The following is a 2,998-nucleotide window of genomic DNA, read 5'->3' on the forward strand; positions in this document are numbered from 1 at the left end:
GCCTTGCGGGTAATCGAGCGCACAAAGATCCTGAATCCGAACTCTGCATTCGTGCAGCTTGCGGCGATGCGGGCGTATGGCTGGGCCGGCCAGCCAAATTCCATGCGCCGAGCCGCCTTTCGCGCCATGGCGTTGAACCCCGGAAATCGGGACCTGGAGGGTCTAGCGGGGACCATGCTGGTCATGCAGGACGACGCGAGAGGCGAAGCGATGCTCGATCACGCGTACCCCTCCGGTGGGGACCGCCTTGCCGGGGACGGGTGATCGGCTGACATAGCACTGGTGCAAGCGACGGTGTTTGCACCGGTGTTAGCGATGGTGCGATGAGCCAGGTGACGATTATTTCGGGCGTGGATCGGCGCCGAGTATGGGCGGACGAGCAGAAGCGGGCGCTGGTGGCGGCGGCCTGCGAGCCGGGCGCAAGCGTTGCGGAGATCGCGCGGCGTGCGGACCTGCGGCCGAGTCAGCTTTATCGGTGGCGGCGCGATCTTGCCGAGCCGGTGTCGCCGGGATTTGCGGCGGTGACGGTCAGCGCCGAGCCCGAGCCAGTGGCGGGATGCGCGGTAGTGTTGGAGCTCGGCGGGGCGGTGCTGCGGATCGCGGCCAACGCGCCGCCCGCGCTGGTAGCGGCGGTGGTGCGGTCGCTCAGGCGATGATCCCGGTCCGAAGCGACGTACGGATCTGGCTCGCGACCGGCTGTACGGACATGCGTCGTGGGATGTTCGGTCTGTCATTGCAGGTGCAGCAGGGGTTGAAGCGCGATCCTCATGCCGGCGATCTGTATATCTTCCGAGGACGTCGCGGCGATCTGATCAAGGTGCTCTGGCACGACGGTGTGGGTATGTCGCTTTATGCCAAGCGGCTCGATCGCGGGCGGTTTATATGGCCTGCGGCAACCGACGGCGTGGTGGCGATCACGGCGTCGCAGATGGCCTGTCTGCTCGAGGCGATCGACTGGCGTAATCCGCGCATGACGTGGCGTCCGCAAGCGGCGGGATAACGTAAAAAAGCTAGGTTCTCCGCCACTTTCTGCTATGCTCGCCAGCATGGCAGCGACGCTCTCCAGCAATGTCACGGCACTCCGCGCGGCGCTTGTCCACGCCGAGGCCGAAGCCGCCCGCACCAAGGCGATCAACGCTGATCTGGCAGCCCGCATCGCTCTGCTCGAGTTGCAGAACGAGAAGATGCGCCGGGCACTGTACGGGCAGCGTTCCGAGCGCGGGCAACTCTTGGTCGATCAGCTCGAGCTCGGTCTGGAGGAGCTGGAAGCGAACGCCGGTGAAGACGAGGCATTGGCCCAGCGCGCCGCGGTCGGCACCAACGTCGAGGCGTTCACCCGAACGCGACCCTCGCGCAAGCCGTTGCCTGCGCATCTTCCTCGCGAGCGCATCGTCGTTCCCGCTCCGACCAGTTGCGCTTGCTGCGGATCGGACCGGTTATCGAAGCTGGGCGAGGACGTGACCGAGACGCTGGAAGTGATCCCGCGCCAGTGGAAGGTCTTACAGACCGTACGCGAGCGGTTCGCCTGCCGCGCGTGCGAGGCGGTGACCCAGCCGCCGGCACCGTTCCACGCGACGCCGCGCGGACTGTTCGGCCCGAGCTTCCTGGCGATGGTCATGTTCGAGAAGTTCGGCACGCACCAGCCGCTCAACCGTCAGCGCGACCGATATGCCCGTGAGGGCGTGGAGATCAGCCTGTCGACGCTCGCCGACCAGGTCGGGGCCTGCGCGGCCGCACTCGCGCCGCTCCACCAGTTGATCGAGGCACATGTGCTCGCAGCCGAGCGGCTCCATGGCGATGATACGACCGTACCGGTGTTGGCAAAGACCAAGACCGATACCGGGCGGCTGTGGACCTATGTTCGCGATGACCGACCGTTCGGCGGTCTCGCGCCGCCCGCCGCCTTGTTCCGCTACTCGCGCGATCGACGCGCCGAGCACCCGGTCGGCCACCTCACCGATTATGGCGGCATCCTCCAGGCCGACGCCTATGCCGGCTACAATGCTCTGTTCCGTGCCGACCGATCGCCGGTATCGCTCACCCGTGCACTGTGCTGGGCACATGCCAGGCGCAAGTTCTTCGAACTGGCCGACGTCGCCGCACAGCTGAAGCGACGCCGGGGCGCACCGGTCATCTCGCCGATCGCGGCCGAGGCGGTCAGGCGCATCGACGCGATCTTCGACGCCGAACGCGCCGCCAACGGCACGACCATCGCCCAGCGCCTTGCCATGCGCCAGGAGATCGCCATCCCGCTCGTCAGCGAGCTGGAACAGTGGCTGCGGTCACAGCGCGCCGCACTCGCCCGGCACAACCCGGTAGCGGGTGCGATCGACTATATGTTGAAGGACTGGGCTGCGTTCGCCCGGTTCCTCGACGACGGACGCATCTGCCTGACCAACAACGTCGCCGAACGCGCACTGCGCGGCGTGGCCCTCGGCAGGAAGGCATGGCTGTTCGCAGGCTCCGACCGCGGCGGCGAGCGTGCCGCATTCATGTACACGCTGATCGGCACCGCCAAGCTCAACGACATCGATCCGCAAGCTTGGCTAGCCGACGTCCTCGCGCGCATCGCCGATCTACCCCAAAGCCGGCTGCACGAACTGCTGCCATGGAACTGGCGGCGACCAGCGGAACTGCTCAAGGCCGCGTAGCCGCGGTCCTCACCGAAGGCTTACGTTTATGCCGCCATCGTTGATTTAAACGTGATTAGTTGGGGCGCAGCGTGGTATGCTGCATTGCACCACGGAGTCGCGCCAATGGAAACCCGGTTGGTAATTGCTTATGGCTTGATAGCAGTGATGGTTGCAGCCGTTGTTGCGGCGGCCGTGTGGATTGCTCGCAATCGCCGGAGAGAACGGGACCTGAGGCGAGGCAAGTATCGCCACTAGCCCAAAACAGTGCGATGGCTCCCCGGAATATTGGTTGGGGTAGGAAATTCAGATAGATTTGGTTTGTATACTATAACCGCCCAAGTAAGACAAGCGAGCAAGCAAAGCTA

General features: G+C 65.2%; 4 protein-coding genes. All 4 read left to right on the plus strand.

Annotated elements, in window-relative coordinates:
- The coding region (locus ACSLE4_RS12785) for a hypothetical protein (RefSeq protein ID WP_435904825.1) at positions 1–264 on the plus strand (264 nt) is incomplete at its 5' end.
- Between the two features lie 68 nt (positions 265–332).
- Positions 333–656, plus strand: coding sequence for an IS66-like element accessory protein TnpA (gene tnpA / locus ACSLE4_RS12790; RefSeq protein WP_435904826.1), 324 nt, complete (start codon positions 333–335; stop codon positions 654–656).
- Complete coding sequence (gene tnpB, locus ACSLE4_RS12795; protein ID WP_435904827.1) at positions 653–1,000, plus strand: IS66 family insertion sequence element accessory protein TnpB; 348 nt, start codon at positions 653–655, stop codon at positions 998–1,000. The genes tnpA and tnpB overlap by 4 nt, the downstream gene beginning before the upstream one ends.
- Before the next feature lie 46 nt (positions 1,001–1,046).
- Complete coding sequence (gene tnpC / locus ACSLE4_RS12800; RefSeq protein WP_435904828.1) at positions 1,047–2,651, plus strand: IS66 family transposase; 1,605 nt, start codon at positions 1,047–1,049, stop codon at positions 2,649–2,651.
- The last annotated feature ends 347 nt before the right edge of the window (positions 2,652–2,998 follow it).

It is taken from the genome of Methyloceanibacter sp., assembly GCF_051306395.1.
Lineage (GTDB): Bacteria > Pseudomonadota > Alphaproteobacteria > Rhizobiales > Methyloligellaceae > Methyloceanibacter.